We start from the raw sequence: 18393 nt of genomic DNA on the forward strand, positions 1-18393 counted from the left end.
AAATCACGACGGGTAAAACCAGTGATACCACTTACTATGTTGCTGATATCAAGCTTTCAAGTGCGGACTATCTTAAAACGGCTTTGGCACAAAACACCTATGGTACCAATATTACTGACACCACTTCAAGTATTGCCCAGCAAAACAATGCTATCTTTGCTATCAATGGTGACTACTATGGAGCTAACCAGTCAGGCTATGTGATTAAAAATGGTCAAGTTTATCGTGATACTGATCGAAACAGTGACTATGAAGACCTTGCAGTCTACTCAGACGGTAGCTTCAAGACCTTTAACGAGAGCGATACAACGGCTCAAGAACTGGTCGATTCAGGTGTAGTGAATACCTTTGCCTTTGGACCAACCCTAGTTGAAAATGGTAAAATAGCTGTATCAGAAAATGAAGAGGTTGGTCAAGCCATGACTGACAATCCACGTACAGCCATCGGAGTAATCGAAGAAAGTGACGGCAGTGTGCATTATATTGTCATTGTCTCTGATGGTCGTACCAGTGAGTCGTCAGGGTTGACTCTTTATGAAATGGCAGAATTGATGAAATCTTATGGTGTGACGACAGCTTACAACCTTGATGGTGGCGGATCATCAACCATGTATTTCAATGGTCAAGTCATTAATAAGCCAACAACAAACGGAAACAAAATCTCAGAAAGGGCGGTGAGTGATATTGTTTACATCGGTTACTAAAAAATCAGCCAGCAAGCACTTTTTCACCTACATTGCTTTAACTATTTTTAGCCTGGTCTTTACCTTTATCTATGAACGCTTTTCTTACGGTGAATCATCCATGTTTATGCGCATGATGTTCTTTGCACCATTGGCAGGAGCACTTATCTATCTACTTACAGGACTGGGAATGTCTTGGGTGAGAAATCGTGCCTCGAAACTCTTATTAAATTCAGCAGTCGCAGTTATAGCAAGTGCCTGTTTAGTTAAAGGCATTGTTGAAGTCTCAGGACGTACAACTAGTGTAGATATGCCCTATTGGTATGTGGCAGCTGGACTACTTTGTTTGAGTCTTCTAACAGGATTTATTAGACCTAGAAAACTGGCTTAAAAATGAAAGCTTGGAGTAATGCTTCAGGCTTTTTATCTTGCTTTGAAAATTTATTTAGGATAAATATACAGCTTATAAATGGCGTTATTATTCTGAAACAGGAAATGGACTAAAGAGATTGTCATAAAAAATAACAGAGATTGCTTTTTGTGACAGGAATAAAGATATAAGGAAACTTTTCCTAGTGATGGAAGCATCTGAAACTACTGTATATTAAGTTCTGAAAAGTTTTGAGACCTTAGACTAAAACTTAGTCCTGAAACTGACTGGATTGCTGAAATCATCCACAGGATAATGTTACCTGACGTCCCTCATCACCTTAGGAAAGTCTCAAAAAAGCCTTTGTATTTCTTTATTAAATATACAAAAAAGACTTGCATTGTTCTGAATTTTTAGGTAGAATAATTTAAAATCAAAATCGTTGATAGAAAAAGTCAGATCGTTTCACAGAGAATGCGGGAAGCTGAAAACGCATGAGATCAAAGACGACACATTCTTGAGAGTGTATGCGAACTCTGGATGACAGTAGTGTACGACGGGTGGTTCCGTTAGAGACTGGGAGTTACAAGTGATTATTTGTGACTTCATAAGGAAGAGGGGGTGACCCCTCTTCGAATTAAGGTGGAACCACGTGCCAACGTCCTTGCAAAAGTTATTTTTGCGAGGACGTTTTTGTTACACTTTTTTAGAGTGTGTAGCGAGAGGTTTAGAGTGTGTAGCGAGAGGTACACTTAGTTAGAGTCGAACAGAAAGGATAAACTATGGAAATCAAAGGATTACGAAAGATTGAACCCTATGTGGCGGGTAGTCAGCCCGCTGAGAAAAATATCATTAAGTTGAATACTAATGAAAATGCCTATGGACCAAGTCCAGCAGTCCATCAGGCTTTAGCATCCTTTGATGCCCATCAGTTGCGCAAGTATTCAACTTTGGATCAAGCTGCTCTGCGTCAAGCTTTGTCTGATCAGTTAGGAGTTCCTGCCAATCAATTAATTATTGGAAATGGGTCAGATGACATCTTATCAATGGCTTTTCTAGCTTTCTTTAACAGTGAGGAAGAAATCATATTTCCTGATTTGACTTATGGTTTTTACAAGGTATGGGCAGATTTGTACCGTATCCCTTTTAGAGAGGTGCCTTTGACCTCTTCATTTGAGATTGATACTCAAGATTATTTGGTCGAAAATGGTGGGATTGTCATTACCAATCCTAATGCTCCAACAGGTATTTATAAACCGTTAGATCAAATCGAGGAGATTATAAAAGCCAACCAGTCGGTAGTTGTGATTATTGACGAAGCCTACATCAACTTTGGTGGGGAGACGGCCTTACCGCTCCTAGAAAAATATGACAATGTGTTTATCACTAGGACCTTTTCTAAGGATGCCTCCCTTGCAGGTCTGCGTGTCGGTTACGGCATAGGAAGTCCAAAACTAATGGCTGTGATCAATGCTGTCAAGAATTCAGTCAATCCCTATAATGTGGATAGCATTGCTGAAGTCTTGGCGACTGCAGCGGTTAAGTCTTGGGACTATTATGAGGACACTTGCGCTAAGATTATTGACACACGTGACTGGTTTAGCCAAGAATTGAAGGCTATTGGCTTTGATGTCTTACCATCAAAAACCAATTTTGTTTTGGTCAAACCTCACGGAGTGACTGCAGGCCAATTGTTTGACTACCTCCAAAGTAAGAAAATTTATGTCCGTTATTTTCCAAAAGTGGAGCGTATTTCAGATAGACTACGCATTTCTATTGGAACTCAAGATGAGATGGAGCGCGTATTAATGACAATACAGGAGTTACAAGCATGAAAAAAACGACATTAGCCTTAGGAATGCACGATAAACTTTTCAAACGTGCCCGTACCATGTATCAGATTGAACATTGTATTTGTGATTTGTTGATGACAAAGGGCTTTCTTCGGATTGAGACACCAACCTTAGAGCATTTTGAAGTCTTTAGTGATGTGGTGGACAATGGTAATTATAATTTCTTTGATAAAAATGGAAATCTTGTTAGCCTACGTCCTGATATTACCAGTCAAATCGGGCGCGTGATTGCTTCTACACAAGTTCATACACCCATTAAATTTTCCTACTCTGGAAAAGTCTTTAACTACAATGAAGAGATGCGTGGCTTGTCCAATGAGCATACGCAGGCTGGTGTGGAAATCATTGGTTTTCCAGTTCATCAGGCATTGGAAGAAGCAGTAGTTTCTGCCAAAGAGGCTCTAGATGATGCAGGTGTCAAAAATTACAAGTTTGAATTTTCGCATGCTCGCCTCTTGCAACTCATTTTTGAAGAATTAGACCTTCCAGCAGTAAAAGAAGCAGAGTTGGCGACCTATATCCGTGATAAATCAATCACAGGTCTCAAGGAATTCACCAAAGAAAATCCAAGTCAATACGACAAGGTCTTGGAGCAGTTACCCTTCCTCTTTGGTGAGACAACTGCTGTATTGACCAAGGCTAGACAGTTAACAGACAGTGAAGCCTTTTTGACGGCTTTGGATAGTTTGGAAGTCCTAACCAATCGCCTAGCTGATAGTCTCCCAGAGACGACGCTTGATTTGGCTCAATTGCCAGCAGTGCCTTACTACACAGGCATAATGTTTAAGGTCTTCGGTGACAAGGTACCAGATGCCTTTGTATCAGGTGGCCGTTATGATAAACTTTTTGAACGCTTTGGTGCTACCGAGTTAACAGCCGTTGGCTGGGCCATTGATATCGACTCAGTTTATCAAGCAGTACATGACGATGTGGAATTTGGAGGTGATTTGGATGACTAGCAATCAAATCACAATTGCCTTGACCAAGGGACGTATTGAGAAAGATGCGGTTAAATTACTGGAAAAAGCTGGCTTTGATATGTCTTTCATGGCTGATAAGGGACGTAATTTGATTTTCGAGAGTCCTGACAAGCGTTTCCGTTTTCTCTTGGTCAAAGCTCCAGATGTAACAACTTATGTTAGACACGGTGTCGCAGATATTGGGATTGTTGGAAAGGATGTTCTGGTTGAACATCCGACAGGCTACTTGGAAATGTTAGACCTTAATTTTGGCCTTTGTAAATTCTCCGTAGCATCAACAGAAGACTATAATCCTAATGACCATAAACGTAAACGAATTGCGACTAAGTATCCAACCATTGCAACTGATTATTTTAATCAAAAGGGTGAGGATGTCGAGATTATTTCGATTCAAGGGAGCGTTGAGATTGCCCCTGTTATTGGTCTAGCGGATGCTATTGTCGATATTGTGGAAACAGGGAATACCCTTGTTGCCAATGGTTTAAAGGTTTATGAAGATATTTGCCGGATTTCAGCGCGAATGATTGTTAATAAGGCTTCTTTGAAAAATAATAAGGAAGTTCTACCATTCATTCGTAAGATTGAATCACTTGTAGGGAACGAGGAGGTACCGTTCGAATGAAACGATTAACTGGAACAAATAAAGAAATTGCTGAGCTTCTTTATCAGGAGCAATTGGAACTTTCAAAAGAAAATAGAGACGTTGAAAGTACGGTTCAAGCTATTATCGAAGACGTCAAAAAACGTGGAGACGAGGCCCTTCGTGACTATTCAGCTAAATTTGATAAGGTTGACTTGACTGATTTTGAAGTTGGACAGGACTTGATTGATCAAGCCTTTAAAGAGATTGATCCAGAGGTTTACCAAGCCCTAGTTAATGCTAAAGAAAACATTGAATCTTATCACAAACATCAGTTGGAGACTGGTTTTGAGGACCAACCAAGTGAGGGTGTTATTCGTGGTCAATTGATTCGTCCTATCAATCGTGTGGGTGTCTATGTGCCTGGAGGAACTGCGGCTTATCCGTCATCAGTTCTTATGAATGTTATTCCCGCTAAAATTGCTGGGGTTAAAGAGATTATTATGATTACGCCGCCTCAAGAGCACTTTGTTCCTGCGATTCTGGTAGCCGCCAAATTGGCTGGTGTGGATAGCATTTACCAAGTTGGTGGGGCTCAAGGGGTTGCGGCCTTGGCCTTTGGTACAGAAACGATTCCAAAGGTGGACAAGATTACAGGTCCCGGAAATATTTTTGTGGCGACTGCTAAGAAGCAAGTTTATGGTATTGTCGGTATTGATATGATTGCAGGGCCATCAGAAATTGGTGTTATCGCTGATAGTAGTGCCAATCCAACCTATGTGGCAGCTGACCTCTTGTCTCAAGCAGAGCACGACACACGCGCACGTGCCATTTTGGTCACAGATTCTGAAGCCTTGGCTGATGCGGTTGAAAGTGAGATTGAACGTCAACTCAAGCTTTTGCCACGTGAGGCGATTGCTCGTCCATCTGTCGAAAATAACGGCCGTATTATTATTGCTAATGATACAGATGCCATGTTCGAACTCATGAACTTGGTTGCGCCGGAACATTTGGAAATTGCTATGGACAATGCTTATGATTACTTGGAAAAAGTGGAAAATGCTGGTTCCGTCTTTCTTGGTCACTTTACTAGTGAACCAATTGGCGACTACTATGCAGGTGCCAACCACGTTCTTCCAACGACAGCAACCAGCCGCTTTTCATCAGCATTAGGCGTGCACGATTTTGTCAAACGTATCCAATATACGCAATACGATAAGGCAGCAGTCAATAAGGCTCAGCACGATATCACAACCTTGGCTTACGCAGAAGGTTTGCAGGCCCACGCCAAGGCAATTGAAGTCAGAAACGACAATAGCTGAGAGAGTAGAGGAAGAAGTTATGAGACAAGCAGAAATTGAACGTAATACCTTTGAAACCAAAATTAAGTTAAGCCTCAACTTGGATGCTCAAGAACCAGTAGATATTCAAACAGGTGTCGGATTTTTTGACCACATGTTGACCTTGTTTGCCCGTCACGGTCGTATGTCTTTGGTGGTTAAGGCTGATGGTGACCTTTGGGTTGATAGTCACCACACTGTTGAAGATGTCGGTATTGTCCTTGGTCAAGCTCTTAAAGAGGCCTTGGGCGATAAAGCAGGAATCAACCGTTATGGAACGGCTTTTGTACCTATGGATGAAACCCTTGGCATGGCAAGTTTAGACTTGTCTGGACGTAGCTTCTTGGTCTTTGATGCTAGTTTCGATAATCCAAAATTAGGTAATTTTGACACAGAACTGGTAGAAGAATTTTTCCAAGCCTTGGCTTTCAATGTTCAGATGAATCTCCACCTCAAGATTCTCCACGGAAAAAACAATCACCACAAGTCAGAAAGTCTTTTCAAGGCTACAGGACGTGCCTTGCGTGAAGCCATCACAATCAATCTTGACATTCACGGTGTAAACTCGACAAAGGGGATGCTATGATTATCGTCATTGATTACGATGCGGGGAATACTGCAAATGTTCTGCGTGCCCTTGAAAAAATCGGAGTGACTGCAGAATTGTCTGCCGATAAAGAAAAAATCCTAGCTGCAGATGGGTTGATTTTACCTGGTGTAGGCGCTTATCCAACGGCCATGGCAGAGTTGGAGCGAAGAGGTTTGGTAGCTGTTATCAAAGAGGCAGTCGCACAGGGAGTTCCCCTTTTGGGAATTTGTTTAGGCATGCAGATTTTAACAGAAAAAGGACTGGAACATGAAGAAACAGATGGTCTTGGCTTTATTCCAGGTGTCTGCCGTCCTATTCCAGCCAGCAAGGAGCAACCTGTCCCACATATGGGGTGGAATGATTTGGCTGTTAAGCAAGCCAGCCCTTTGACAGATGGTTTAGATGGCCAAGCCGTCTACTTCGTTCACAGTTATTTCACAGATGTCCCTAGTCAATACATTGATGTTACCGCAGATTATAGTATTGAGGTACCAGCCATGATTCATAAAGACAATGTTTATGGTGCCCAATTCCATCCTGAAAAATCAGGTGATATTGGTTTAGGTATTATTGAACAGTTTGTAGGTTTATGTAAATCCTAGAAGCTCGTGAGAATAAAGACTTTTTAGTTAGAAAGGATGGTAGGGGAGATGCAAATTCTACCAGCAATTGATATTAAGGATGGACAGGCTGTTCGTCTCTTCAAAGGAGATTTCAACCAACAAACCGTTGTCAATCCAGACGTTATTGAGCAAGCAAAGACCTTTAAGAATGCCGGCATTCAATTTATTCACGTTGTCGACTTGGATGGTGCCCTTGATGGTCGTGCCACTAACCGTGACTTGATTGCAGAGGTCAAGAAGGTTTCTGGACTTGGTATCGAAGTTGGTGGCGGTATCCGTACCTTAGAGCAGATTCGTGACTATTTGGCAGTTGGCATCGACCGTATCATTATCGGGTCGATGGCCGTTAAAGATCCAGACTTCGTTAGAGCAGCTTTGGAGGAATTTGGTGCCGATAAAATTGTCGTGGGTATAGATGCCAAGGCAGGTCTTGTTGCTACCGAAGGTTGGTTGGAAACTAGCGATGTGGATTACATCACCTTGGCCAAGGAAATGGAAAAGATGGGCGTAACCCTCTTTGTCTATACAGATGTTGATCGAGATGGCACACTGACAGGACCCAATCTTGATCACTACAAACGCTTGGTATCTGAACTCACAACCGCTAAAGTTATCGCTTCAGGTGGGATTGCAGAGGTAGCCGACTTAAATCACCTACAAGAGATTGGTGTGGCAGGAACCATTGTCGGTAAAGCCTACTATAACGGCAATATCACTTTAGACCAGCTCAAGTCTTTCGGAGGTTAATATGCTTAAAAAACGTATTATTCCTTGTTTGGATGTCAAGGATGGTCGTGTCGTCAAGGGGGTTAATTTTGTGAATCTGACAGATGTTGGTGATCCTGTTGATTCTGCGCGTGCCTATTATGAGGCTGGTTGTGACGAGCTTGTTTTTTTAGACATCACAGCGACTTCAGATAATCGTGAAACAACGGTTGACATGGTGAGACGCGTTGCCGATCAGGTCTTTATCCCCTTCACAGTTGGTGGTGGTATCCGTTCAGTCGAAGACATGAACAAGATGCTCAAAGCCGGTGCTGACAAAGTTGCCGTCAATTCCTCAGCCCTTGCCAATCCGCAACTAATCGCTGATTGTGCTCAAAAATTTGGGAATCAGTGTGTCGTGGCTGCAATTGATGCTAAAAAGATGGCTGATGGGAGCTGGCATGTTTTTGTGGCGGGAGGTCGTAAGGATACAGGTAGAGACCTCATCCAATGGGCTCAAGAGGTCGTCGCCTTGGGGGCTGGAGAAATTCTCTTAACAAGTATGGACAAGGACGGCACTAAGTCTGGTTTTGATTTGGAAATGCTTAATCGTGTGGCAGAAGTCGTTGATGTCCCGATCATTGCTTCTGGTGGCGCGGGAAATATTGAGGACATTGTAGAAGTCTTTGAAAAGACAACAGCGACTGGTGCACTGGCTGCCTCTATCTTCCACTTCGGTGAGGTAAATATAGGCGAGACCAAACAAGTCTTGGCAAATGCAGGAATTGTGGTGAGACGATGACAGAGGTTAAACTTGATTTTGACAAACAAGGAGGACTGGTGCCAGTCATTGTGACCGATTACAAGACGGGACAGGTGCTCATGTTGGCCTATATGAATGAGGTGTCCTATCAGTTGACCCTTGAGACCAAACAGATGCATTACTGGAGCCGTTCCAGAAATGAACTTTGGCATAAGGGAGCGACGTCTGGTCATTTCCAGCATGTCAAAAGCATCAAGACTGACTGTGATAAGGACACCTTACTTATCGCCGTTGAACAAGAAGGAGCAGCCTGTCATACAGGAGCCTACAGCTGTTTCTTTACGGATATATATGATGACAATCAAGGATAGGAGTAGATATGTTAGAAACACTTTATAAGGAAGCCTTAGATCGTAAAAAGAATCCCAAGGAAGGGTCTTATACCAATTACCTTTTTGACAAGGGTCTAGACAAGATTCTTAAAAAGGTTGGCGAAGAAGCAACAGAAGTTGTGATTGGAGCCAAGAATGCTGATAAAGCAGAAATTGCTAACGAGACAGCAGACGTCCTCTATCACCTAGCCGTCATGCTAGTTGAAACAGGGGTTAGCCCTGAAGACGTTGAAGCCGTACTTAAGGCACGACAAGGTAAGCAAAGCAATGTCCATGACCGAAAAGAAGTAACAGATTATTGAGGATTATCTTAACCGATTGAGACTAAGAATAAAAGCTTGAAGTTATTGTATTGAAAAAAGATTCAAAAAGTTTAAGTAATTCATTTCGCTTTGAGAAATCATTTGTAATACACAAAAACATCTCCGAAAATCAGTCGGAGATGTCTTTTTGTTTTACAGATTCTTTTTCTTTTTGGCTTTTTTGGTTAGGGCAACATCACAATTTTCAATGTTTGAGATAAGGTGATTAGTCAATTGGAAGTCGTCCACTTGAGGATTCAAGTCCACTTCGTAGACCAGCTGCATGGTTTCACCTCCACCTGTGGTGTTAAGGGAGATTAGGTCACATTCGCTAGTGAAATTGAGCAAGGCTTTAGTGATTTTTTGGTCAATCAAGTCCTGATGGGAGACATTAATGGTCAGGAGCCTACGACGTTGGTTGTCCGTACGACTTTGACGATTTTCCAAAAGGAGCCAAACAGCCAACAGAAAGGCGGTGAAGAGGACAGCCAGTAGCAAATAGCCTGTCCCAGATGCCAGACCGATAATCATGGCCATGAAGACGGCGATTAGCTCTCTGGAACCACTAGTCGCTGATCGAAAACGAATCAGACTAAAGGTCCCTGCCACAGCAATAGAGGTTCCCAAACTACCATTAACCAGAAAGATGACTAGGGTCATCAAACATGGAAGTAGGGTCAAACTAATGACGAATTCTCTGGTGTAGAGGGTCCGATATTTGTAAGTCCAGGTAAGAGCTAAACCCAAAACAAGGCTGACCAATAAGGCCAGCATGAGTTGAAGGGGATTTGCAGTTGAGGTTGCATCATTAAAGATAGATTTGAAGAGATTAGACATAGGCGGCACCTCCTTTTTCTTGAACTGGATGTGGCGCATAGTCTAGACCTTGAGACTTATGATAGGCACAGCTGTATTTTGAGAACTTCTGCTCTTCCAAACCATGTTTGTCTAAGATACTTTGAAGCCAGTCTGGCTTTTGGCCAGGTGCCTTGATTTCCATGATTATCGTATCTTCATCAAGAAGGGGAAAACCATGATTTCCCTTGAAGAGACTGATGTCTTCATCACGATAAGTCAGATTTTGATCTAGGGTTACACGAACTTTATTGTAGGCATAGCCTTCGATAGTCTCTTTTTCTTTCATAGAGAAGCGGTCGTAGTAGATATACATGCGAGGTTTGAGACCCCCATCATAGCGCTGACGTAACTGATGAATATCTTGCAAGAGCTGACGATCAGTGATTTGGCCATCATTCTTACCGTCTGTTATCAAGTTAGTGATGGCAAACGGAGTTGAAACGAGGCGAAACTTATGGCCAATTCCCTCCTCATCTTTGGCTTTGACCTCTAGAAAAACCTTACTATCAATTTTGGGATTGGCTAGGTAGGTACGCATGCGGATTTTCTCTTGACGGTGATTACCATCTAGGGCGTCTTGGATGACGTCAAAATTATCCGTATCAAAGTAAATATTTGAAATGGTAGATGTCGGATAATCATCCTCTACCAAATACTCCTTAAGATCAGTGAGCAAGTCCTCAAGATTGTCCTTTGAGACCACATATTTTGTTTCAATACGTTTAAAACGTGTTTCCAATTGTTTAACCATGAAAAAACTCCTTTTATAGATAAGATACAAAGCCGTAAAGCAACTCACAGGAAATAGGGGGCTGTGGTAGCACATCTATCCCTAACCCGTCGCCTTATTGTTTTTATTCTTTTTTGTTTTATAGTAAAAAGTTGAGCGGGCAAGAACTATTTCATAGCTCTTGCTTGCTTGCCTATTAGTTTATGGGACTTTTCTGAAAGAAGTCCTAAGCCAAACTTTCACCAAACTTAACTTAAGAAAAGTTTTAGTTAACCTTCAGAAATATTTTAGCTAAGTCCCGTAAACTGTAATCACCAAAAAGAACCCGAGAGGAAAAAATATGAAATCAAAAAAACTAAAAAAATGGACGACGTTATTAACCTGTGCGACTGCCTTAACAGTCATGACAGCTTGTAGCCAATCAAACAATCAATCAACGGGGACAACTGCAAGTTCAAAAACAAGTGCAGTAACCGCAACGACTAATAATAATAGCAACTATTTCACTTCAAAAGACTCAGACACATCCTATGATGAAAGTTCAGCCTCTACGATTAAGTTATCAGGCTCTTCTGCGGATGTTTCAGGAGATGGTGTAGCTGTATCAGGTTCAACTGTAACCATCTCCAAAGCTGGTACCTATGTCATTTCAGGAAAATCTGATGGTGTGCAGATCAAGGTGGACGCTGGTGATTCAGATGATGTCCATATTGTTCTAGATGGTGCTACCATGACAAACACAAATGCACCAATCAATGCTACAAGTGCCGGTCATGTCTATTTGACGCTTAAAGATGGAACTACTAGCACTCTCTCTGATTCAAGTTCTAATAGTGATGAAGATGCGGATGCTGTGATTTTCTCTAAAGGAGATTTGACCATTAACGGTTCAGGTACTCTTAACATTGATGCCAAGAAAAACAACGGTATTAAAGCAAACGACAGTCTTCATATGACAGGTGGAACCTATAAGATTACCTCAGTCGGTGATGCTTTCAATGTCAACGATGAACTTAATATCACAGGAACAACCATGACCATTGAAGCAGAAGAAGATGGTGTTAAGGTCGACAATGATGACGACACATCAGTAGGTACCATGTATTTGTCTGATAATACCATGACTATCAATGCTGGTGACGATGGTATTCATGCCTCTGGTGACCTGATTATTGATAGTGGTACTTACAAGGTTGAAAAATCAACCGAGGGTATTGAAGGTAAATCTGTGACCATCAATGGTGGAAACATCGATGTTTATGCAACGGATGATGGTGTCAATGCGGTCAATGCTAATGCCAGTCAAAGTGAGACTTTCTTCAAGATGACTGGTGGAACCCTAAATGTTGAGGTCGGTGAGGGTGATACAGATCCAATCGATTCTAACGGCGATATTATTGTATCGGGGGGAACGATTAATTTGACTGGTCAATCTGGCTTTGACTTTGATGGTTCAGCGACCTATACCGGTGGTGACATTACTATTAATGGTGAAAAACAAACCAAGATTGAAAACTCAATGCCTGGTGGCGGTGGCGGCCCTCAAGGCGGCGGTGGTCCCCAAGGTGGCGGCCCAGCAGGTGGCTTTGGTGGAGACCAATAAAGCATCATAGGATGAAACAGAAAGGAAGTGCCTATGTATATTGTTATTCCAGCTTATGAACCAGACATTCGACTGATTCAAGTGGTTCAAGATATTACTTTAAAACTCCCTAAAGCTCGCATTATCGTTGTCAATGATGGGAGTGATCCACGCTATGACGACTTTTATGACGAAACAGCTCTTTTGGGAGCTACAGTCCTTAAACACTCTGTAAATAAGGGGAAGGGGGCTGCCCTAAAGACTGCCTTTGCGTATATTCAAGAAGAAGTGGTGGGGCAGCACTTGTCAGCTCAACCTATAGTAACAGTTGACAGTGATGGTCAGCATCTGATTAAGGATATTGTCCGTGTGGCCAAGGCGACGGAGGAAAATCCAAGTCATCTTATCTTGGGTGCGCGTGCCTTTGTAGGTAAAGTGCCAGCACGAAGTCGCTTTGGAAATAAAGTGACTGCTGGGCTCTTCCGTCTAGTAACTGGTCAGAAGGTAACGGATACACAGACAGGTCTTCGAGGTATGTCAACAGACCTTATTCCATGGTTGCTTAATCTGGATGGTAATCGTTTCGAGTACGAGTTTAATATGCTACTTGAAGCCAAAAAGTCAGGTCACAAAATCTCTGAAGTCCCAATCGAAACGGTTTATTTAGAGGAAAATAAAAGTTCTCACTTTCGGCCCATTCGTGATTCCATCCGTATTTACAGCCCGTTTTTAAAGTTCTCTGGCACGGCCGTCTTGGCCTCAGTCATTGATGCAACAGCCTTATTTGTGCTCTTTGCCTTGACGAAAAATCTCCTCCTTTCGGTCGTGCTAGCGCGTGTCATTTCGGCTTCCAGCCAGTGTCTGCTAAATGCAAATGTTGTCTTCAATCCGACAAGTTCTCTCTTTAGATCAAGTGTTCGCTACTTTATGTTGGTCTTGGTTCTCTTAGCTTGTAACTATTTCTTGCTTAGCAGTCTAGTGGCTATTGGCTTAGGACTGGTTCTGGCTAAATTAGTTACAGAAACCTTGCTATTTTTAGTTAGCTATAGGGTTCAACATAACATTGTCTTTGCTTGATAGTTGATTTGCAAATTGCAATCTAGTTCAATAGAATGTGTTTATTTCCCTCTCTCATAGCTTTAAAAATTTCCTAGAAAATAGAAAAACTACCGTTTTCAAGATTCGGTAGTTTTTAATATTTGTCTAAATGTCGTTTAATTTAAATTACGATTAAAAAAATCAGATGTTATGAAAAATACGATAATTGAGCGAAAAAAATATGCTATAATGAGAATGTTTGAATTATGTAGATTTTCATTCAAACTAAGAAAAAGAAATGAGGACCTAAAATGGGAAAAAAGGTACATTACAAGCTTCACAAGGTTAAGAAGCAATGGGTGACGATTGCCGTCACTTCGGCAGCACTTGCCTCTATTGTAGGTGGTGCTACAGTAGCTAATCAAAAAGTTTCAGCCGATGAAACTACAGAACCAGTTGCTACTACGACAGCTGAAAGCGATGTTGTGGTCGAAACACATGAAGTAGCGACTCCAGCAGTAACTGCTACGACAGATGTTACAGCAGTAACAAATGACAAGGCAGCTGATACAGATGCTGTAGCAACTCCAGCACCAGCAACGGCTACAACTGATACAACTGCTAATACGGCAGCACCAGCAGCAACTGATCGTGCAGCCGTAGCTAATGGCGCTACAGAAACACCAGCAGTAACTGATCGTGCAGCAGTAGCTAATGGTGCTACAGAAACACCAGCAAATGCAGCTGCAACGACAGATACGACGCTGACAGTAGCTGAAAAACCAAAATCTGGTGTTACTGAAAAAGAAGAAACAGCAGCACTCTCTTTGGACAACATCAAGCAAGTTGATGGTAAGTACTACTATGTCAAAGAAGACGGTTCATATAAAACAAACTTTGCTGTTTCAGTAAATGGCCAGTTGCTTTACTTCGGTAAAGACGGTGCTTTGACAAGTACATCAACACACTCGTTCACACCAGGTACAACTAATCTAGTTGATGCTTTCTCTTCACATAACCGTGCTTACGATTCTAAGAAAGAAAGCTTCGAGTTGGTAGATGGATATTTGACACCAAACAGTTGGTATCGTCCAGTCACTATTTTGGAAAATGGTGAAAAATGGCGTGTATCAACTGAGAAAGACTTCCGTCCACTTTTGATGGCATGGTGGCCTGATGTAGACACACAAGTTGCCTACCTCAATACCTTCTCTAAGCACTTTAACCTAAACGCAACTTATTCAACTAGCCAAAGTCAGTCAGAATTGAATGCAGCTGCTAAGACAATTCAAATTAAGATTGAACAAGAAATTTCAGCTAAAAAATCAACTGAATGGCTTCGTCAAGCAATTGAGTCTTTTGTAAAAGAACAAGACCAGTGGAATGCTACAACTGAAAACTATACCCTTGCTGACCACCTTCAAGGGGGGGCTCTTCTTTATGTCAATAGTGATAAGACACCTTGGGCAAATTCTGATTACCGTTTGCTTAACCGTACACCAAGTAACCAAGATGGTTCTCTAAATGGTACAGGAAGATACTTGGGTGGTTATGAATTCCTACTTGCCAATGACGTTGATAACTCAAATCCAGTAGTGCAAGCTGAGCAGTTGAACCAAATTCACTATCTTGTGAACTGGGGATCAATTGTTATGGGTGATAAGGATGCTAACTTTGATGGTATCCGTGTTGATGCAGTTGATAATGTTGATGCAGACCTTCTCCAAGTTTATACAAACTACTTCCGTGCAGCCTTTGGTGTGGATAAATCTGAAGCCAATGCGCTTGCTCACATTTCTATCCTTGAGGCTTGGGATTTAAATGATAATGCTTATAATCAAAAACATGATGGTGCAGCCCTTGCCATGGATAACAACCTTCGTTATGCAATTATGGGGGCACTTTATGGATCTGGTTCTTCATTGAAAGATTTGATTACTAGCAGTTTGACAGACCGTACAAATAATAGTAAGTATGGTGATACACAAGCTAACTATATCTTTGCACGTGCTCATGATAACCTTGTTCAAGATATCATTCGTGATATTGTTCAAAAAGAAATCAATCCAAAATCAGATGGTTATACCATGACTGATGCTGAATTGAAACGTGCTTTTGAAATCTATAATGAAGATATGAAGAAGGCAGAAAAACGTTATACTATTAACAATATCCCAGCTGCCTATGCTTTGATTCTTCAAAATATGGAGCAGGTAACTCGTGTTTATTATGGAGATCTTTATACAGATAATGGCCAATATATGGCTACTAAGTCTCCTTACTATGATGCTATCACAACACTCTTGAAGAACCGTATGAAATATGTTTCAGGTGGACAATCGATGAAAGTCGACACGTTCAATGGAAAAGAGATCCTGTCCTCTGTTCGTTACGGTAAAGATATTATGACTGCTGACCAAACTACGGGTGTAGCAGAAACAAGTAAACATTCTGGTATGTTGACTCTTATTGCCAATAATGAGGATTTCTCATTGGGTGATGGTACTTTGAAAGTTAATATGGGTAAACTTCATGCTAACCAAGCCTACCGACCATTACTTCTTGGTACTGATAAGGGAATTGTCACTTACGAGAATGATGCAGCAGCAGCTGGAAAAATTAAATACACCGATTCTGAAGGGAACTTGTCATTCAGTGGTGATGAAATCAAGGGGTATCGAACTGTTGATATGAGAGGTTATCTTGGTGTATGGGTACCAGTAGGCGCATCTGATAACCAAGATATCCGTGTTAAAGGTTCAGATAAGAAACTTGATAAGACATTTTCTGCTACTGAAGCATTAGATTCACAAGTTATCTATGAAGGTTTCTCAAACTTCCAAGATTTTGTTGAAAACGATAGCCAATATACTAATAAATTAATTGCAGAAAATGCAGAACTCTTCAAGTCATGGGGAATCACATCATTCGAGATGGCTCCTCAATTTGTATCGGCTGATGACCGTACCTTCCTTGATTCTGTTATCCAAAATGGCTATGCTTTTACTGACCGTTATGACCTTGCCATGAGTAAGAATAACAAATACGGTTCTAAAGAAGACCTTCGTGATGCCCTTAAAGCCCTTCACAAGCAAGGTATTCAAGCAATTGCTGACTGGGTACCAGACCAACTTTACCAATTGCCAGGACAAGAAGTGGTAACAGCAACACGTGCTAATAGTTATGGTACTCCAAAGGCCAATGCTTACATCAATAACAGTTTGTATGTTGCAAATTCTAAATCATCAGGTAAGGACTTCCAAGCTCAATATGGAGGTGAGTTCCTTGATGAGCTTCAAAAGAAATATCCACAGTTGTTTGAAGATGTGATGATATCAACTGGTAAGAAGATTGATCCATCTGTTAAAATCAAGCAATGGTCTGCTAAGTACATGAATGGTACTAATATCCTTGGTCGTGGTAATCGTTATGTTCTCAGCAACGATGCTACTGGTCGCTATTATCAAGTTACTGATAATGGCATCTTCTTGCCAAAACCTTTGACAGACCAAGGTGGTATGACTGGTTTCTACTATGATGGTAAGGGTATGGCTTACTATGATAACAGTGGTTTCCAAGCTAAGAATGCCTTCATTAAATATGCTGGAAATTACTATTACTTCGATAAAGAAGGTTATATGTTGACTGGTCGTCAAGATATCGATGGTAAGACTTATTTCTTCTTGCCAAATGGTATCCAGCTTCGCGATTCTATTTATCAGCAAGATGGTAAATATTATTACTTTGGCAGCTTTGGTGAGCAGTACAAAGATGGTTACTTTGTATTCGATGTACCGAAAGAAGGTACTTCAGAAACAGAAGCAAAATTCCGTTATTTCTCACCAACTGGAGAAATGGCTGTTGGCTTGACTTATGCTGGTGGAGGATTGCAATACTTCGATGAAAATGGCTTCCAAGCTAAAGGCACTAAGTATGTGACTCCAGACGGAAAACTCTACTTCTTCGATAAAAATTCAGGTAATGCCTACACAAATCGTTGGGCAGAAATCGATGGTATCTGGTATGAATTCAACGATCAAGGCTATGCACAAGCTAAGAAAGGCGAATTCTACACTACAGATGGCTCTACATGGTTCTACCGTGATGCGACTGGTAAAAATGTGACAGGTGCCCTTACTTTGGACGGTCATGAATACTACTTCCGTGCAAATGGTGCTCAAGTTAAAGGTGATTTTGTTACTGAAAACGGCAAGATTAGCTACTATACTGTAGATAATGGTTACAAGGTTAAAGACAAGTTCTTCGAAGTGAATGGTAAATGGTACCATGCTGATAAGGATGGTAACCTTGTCACAGGTCGCCAAACTATTGACCACCTTAACTATTACTTCAATGCTGATGGTAGCCAGGTTAAATCTGACTTCTTCACTCTTGATGGTGGTAAGACATGGTACTACGCCAAAGATAATGGTGAAATCGTAACAGGTGCCTATACTATCGGTGATAAACACTATTACTTCAAAGAAGATGGTAGCCAAGTCAAAGGTGACTTTGTCAAGAATGCTGATGGTTCACTGTCATACTATGATAAAGATTCAGGTGAGCGTCTTAATAACCGTTTCTTGACAACTGGAAATAATGTTTGGTACTACTTCAAAGATGGTAAGGCTGTGACTGGTCGTCAAAATATTGATGGCAAAGAGTATTACTTTGATAAATTGGGACGTCAAGTTAAAGGTAGTCCAATCAGCACACCAAAAGGAGTAGAATACTACGAATCAGTTCTCGGGGAACGTGTGACAAACACATGGATTACATTCCAAGATGGTAAGACAGTCTTCTTCGATGAAAATGGTTATGCTGATTTCGATAAATAGTCAATCATTCTAATCTTAATATGAGATATTAAGTGAAAAACTATTTGATTTTTTAGGTAAAATTTCTTGAAAACGGAAATCGTTTAAAGAAATTTTGCCTTTTTTTGTACCTTAAAGAAAAAATCTGACAAATATCAATTTTAAGTTAGAAACCATGAAAAAGCTAT

At 41.2% G+C, this 18393-nt stretch carries 17 protein-coding genes; 15 read left to right on the top strand and 2 right to left on the bottom strand.

What is annotated here, in order from left to right; translation table 11 throughout:
* The 12 genes from RWZ99_RS05260 to hisE form a co-directional block, all read left to right on the top strand.
* The coding region (locus RWZ99_RS05260; RefSeq protein WP_314676878.1) for a phosphodiester glycosidase family protein at positions 1-704 on the top strand (704 nt) is incomplete at its 5' end.
* A complete protein-coding gene (locus RWZ99_RS05265) occupies positions 685-1074 on the top strand; it encodes a hypothetical protein (RefSeq protein WP_314676906.1) in 390 nt (129 codons plus the stop codon). The genes RWZ99_RS05260 and RWZ99_RS05265, both read left to right, overlap by 20 nt.
* Before the next feature lie 761 nt (positions 1075-1835).
* Positions 1836-2888, top strand: coding sequence for a histidinol-phosphate transaminase (hisC, locus tag RWZ99_RS05270; protein WP_314676881.1), 1053 nt, complete (start codon positions 1836-1838; stop codon positions 2886-2888).
* A complete protein-coding gene (locus RWZ99_RS05275; RefSeq protein WP_314676883.1) occupies positions 2885-3865 on the top strand; it encodes an ATP phosphoribosyltransferase regulatory subunit in 981 nt (326 codons plus the stop codon). Before hisC ends, RWZ99_RS05275 begins: the two co-directional genes overlap by 4 nt.
* Positions 3858-4508, top strand: coding sequence for an ATP phosphoribosyltransferase (gene hisG, locus RWZ99_RS05280; protein ID WP_314676885.1), 651 nt, complete (start codon positions 3858-3860; stop codon positions 4506-4508). Before RWZ99_RS05275 ends, hisG begins: the two co-directional genes overlap by 8 nt.
* Positions 4505-5788 carry a histidinol dehydrogenase gene (gene hisD / locus RWZ99_RS05285; protein ID WP_314676887.1) on the top strand — a complete coding sequence of 428 codons (1284 nt, stop codon included), beginning with the start codon at positions 4505-4507 and terminating at the stop codon, positions 5786-5788. Before hisG ends, hisD begins: the two co-directional genes overlap by 4 nt.
* 19 nt (positions 5789-5807) lie before the next feature.
* Complete coding sequence (gene hisB / locus RWZ99_RS05290; RefSeq protein ID WP_314676888.1) at positions 5808-6392, top strand: imidazoleglycerol-phosphate dehydratase HisB; 585 nt, start codon at positions 5808-5810, stop codon at positions 6390-6392.
* On the top strand, positions 6389-6997 hold the full coding sequence (gene hisH, locus RWZ99_RS05295; protein WP_314676890.1) for an imidazole glycerol phosphate synthase subunit HisH: 609 nt from the start codon (positions 6389-6391) through the stop codon (positions 6995-6997). Before hisB ends, hisH begins: the two co-directional genes overlap by 4 nt.
* Positions 6998-7045: 48 nt before the next feature.
* Entirely contained in the window at positions 7046-7765 is a 720-nt protein-coding gene (gene hisA, locus RWZ99_RS05300; protein WP_314676891.1) for a 1-(5-phosphoribosyl)-5-[(5-phosphoribosylamino)methylideneamino]imidazole-4-carboxamide isomerase, read from the top strand.
* Between the two features lies 1 nt (position 7766).
* Positions 7767-8525 (top strand): imidazole glycerol phosphate synthase subunit HisF, encoded by a 759-nt coding sequence (gene hisF / locus RWZ99_RS05305; RefSeq protein WP_314676893.1) that lies wholly within the window; start codon positions 7767-7769, stop codon positions 8523-8525.
* Complete coding sequence (hisI, locus tag RWZ99_RS05310) at positions 8522-8857, top strand: phosphoribosyl-AMP cyclohydrolase (protein WP_314676895.1); 336 nt, start codon at positions 8522-8524, stop codon at positions 8855-8857. The genes hisF and hisI overlap by 4 nt, the downstream gene beginning before the upstream one ends.
* Positions 8858-8865: 8 nt before the next feature.
* Entirely contained in the window at positions 8866-9180 is a 315-nt protein-coding gene (gene hisE, locus RWZ99_RS05315; RefSeq protein WP_314676897.1) for a phosphoribosyl-ATP diphosphatase, read from the top strand.
* 153 nt (positions 9181-9333) lie between these two features.
* Here hisE and RWZ99_RS05320 read toward each other — a convergent pair whose 3' ends face one another.
* Complete coding sequence (locus tag RWZ99_RS05320; RefSeq protein WP_314676898.1) at positions 9334-10017, bottom strand: DUF4956 domain-containing protein; 684 nt, start codon at positions 10015-10017, stop codon at positions 9334-9336.
* Positions 10010-10789, bottom strand: a complete 780-nt coding sequence (locus tag RWZ99_RS05325) for a polyphosphate polymerase domain-containing protein (RefSeq protein ID WP_314676899.1) — start codon at positions 10787-10789, stop codon at positions 10010-10012. The genes RWZ99_RS05320 and RWZ99_RS05325 overlap by 8 nt, the downstream gene beginning before the upstream one ends.
* A gap of 319 nt (positions 10790-11108) precedes the next feature.
* Between RWZ99_RS05325 and RWZ99_RS05330 the strand changes: the two genes are divergently transcribed.
* The 3 genes from RWZ99_RS05330 (at position 11109) to RWZ99_RS05340 (ending at position 18226) form a co-directional block, all read left to right on the top strand.
* A complete protein-coding gene (locus tag RWZ99_RS05330; protein ID WP_314676901.1) occupies positions 11109-12371 on the top strand; it encodes a carbohydrate-binding domain-containing protein in 1263 nt (420 codons plus the stop codon).
* 33 nt (positions 12372-12404) lie between these two features.
* Positions 12405-13427: a glycosyltransferase family 2 protein gene (locus RWZ99_RS05335; protein ID WP_314676902.1), complete on the top strand. Its 1023-nt coding sequence runs from the start codon at positions 12405-12407 to the stop codon at positions 13425-13427.
* Positions 13428-13699: 272 nt separating this feature from the next.
* Complete coding sequence (locus RWZ99_RS05340; protein WP_314676903.1) at positions 13700-18226, top strand: glycoside hydrolase family 70 protein; 4527 nt, start codon at positions 13700-13702, stop codon at positions 18224-18226.
* The last annotated feature ends 167 nt before the right edge of the window (positions 18227-18393 follow it).

Origin of the sequence: uncultured Streptococcus sp., from assembly GCF_963545685.1 — a bacterium.
Taxonomy (GTDB): Bacteria; Bacillota; Bacilli; order Lactobacillales; family Streptococcaceae; genus Streptococcus.

Excerpts from the sequence above, each read along its gene's own strand:
- RWZ99_RS05335 (WP_314676902.1), top strand. The coding sequence starts at position 12,405 with ATGTATATTGTTATTCCAGCTTATGAACCAGACATTCGACTGATTCAA.
- RWZ99_RS05275 (WP_314676883.1), top strand. The coding sequence starts at position 2,885 with ATGAAAAAAACGACATTAGCCTTAGGAATGCACGATAAACTTTTCAAA.
- RWZ99_RS05325 (WP_314676899.1), bottom strand. The coding sequence starts at position 10,789 with ATGGTTAAACAATTGGAAACACGTTTTAAACGTATTGAAACAAAATAT.
- hisD (WP_314676887.1), top strand. The coding sequence starts at position 4,505 with ATGAAACGATTAACTGGAACAAATAAAGAAATTGCTGAGCTTCTTTAT.
- RWZ99_RS05330 (WP_314676901.1), top strand. The coding sequence starts at position 11,109 with ATGAAATCAAAAAAACTAAAAAAATGGACGACGTTATTAACCTGTGCG.
- hisG (WP_314676885.1), top strand. The coding sequence starts at position 3,858 with ATGACTAGCAATCAAATCACAATTGCCTTGACCAAGGGACGTATTGAG.
- hisI (WP_314676895.1), top strand. The coding sequence starts at position 8,522 with ATGACAGAGGTTAAACTTGATTTTGACAAACAAGGAGGACTGGTGCCA.
- hisC (WP_314676881.1), top strand. The coding sequence starts at position 1,836 with ATGGAAATCAAAGGATTACGAAAGATTGAACCCTATGTGGCGGGTAGT.
- hisB (WP_314676888.1), top strand. The coding sequence starts at position 5,808 with ATGAGACAAGCAGAAATTGAACGTAATACCTTTGAAACCAAAATTAAG.
- RWZ99_RS05320 (WP_314676898.1), bottom strand. The coding sequence starts at position 10,017 with ATGTCTAATCTCTTCAAATCTATCTTTAATGATGCAACCTCAACTGCA.
- RWZ99_RS05340 (WP_314676903.1), top strand. The coding sequence starts at position 13,700 with ATGGGAAAAAAGGTACATTACAAGCTTCACAAGGTTAAGAAGCAATGG.
- hisH (WP_314676890.1), top strand. The coding sequence starts at position 6,389 with ATGATTATCGTCATTGATTACGATGCGGGGAATACTGCAAATGTTCTG.
- hisE (WP_314676897.1), top strand. The coding sequence starts at position 8,866 with ATGTTAGAAACACTTTATAAGGAAGCCTTAGATCGTAAAAAGAATCCC.
- hisA (WP_314676891.1), top strand. The coding sequence starts at position 7,046 with ATGCAAATTCTACCAGCAATTGATATTAAGGATGGACAGGCTGTTCGT.
- hisF (WP_314676893.1), top strand. The coding sequence starts at position 7,767 with ATGCTTAAAAAACGTATTATTCCTTGTTTGGATGTCAAGGATGGTCGT.